Below are 258 nucleotides of genomic sequence, written 5' to 3'. Positions count from 1 at the left end.
ATAGAGCTTATGAATAAAAATAAAGAGCGTGCTTATCACGTCTTTATATTTGTGGTGAATTTCTCTGTCTTGCTTTTATTTTCTGAATGGATAACACTTAGAGAGATTTTTCTTCTCTTCTTTGTCTCTATTCTCATACATGCTTTGGCAATCTATCATGCTAAAAAGAGACAAAAACTTAGAGCATTACATCGTGCAAAAAATAAAGAGAAAACACGGAAAAGATTTTAGTAAAAAGGTAATATACAAGGTGAAATG

At 30.6% G+C, this 258-nt stretch carries 1 protein-coding gene; it reads left to right on the top strand.

The annotated features are described in order from the left end of the window. Positions 1–231: hypothetical protein (locus tag ETC27_RS18150; RefSeq protein ID WP_205742790.1), on the top strand; the 231-nt coding region annotated here is incomplete at its 5' end. Between the last annotated feature and the right edge of the window lie 27 nt (positions 232–258).

The sequence above is a fragment of the Onishia niordana genome, assembly GCF_004798965.1.
GTDB classification, from domain to species: Bacteria; Pseudomonadota; Gammaproteobacteria; order Pseudomonadales; family Halomonadaceae; genus Onishia; species Onishia niordana.
The sequence above is the reverse complement of the archived record's forward strand: the minus strand, read 5'-3'. Positions and strand labels throughout refer to the sequence as shown.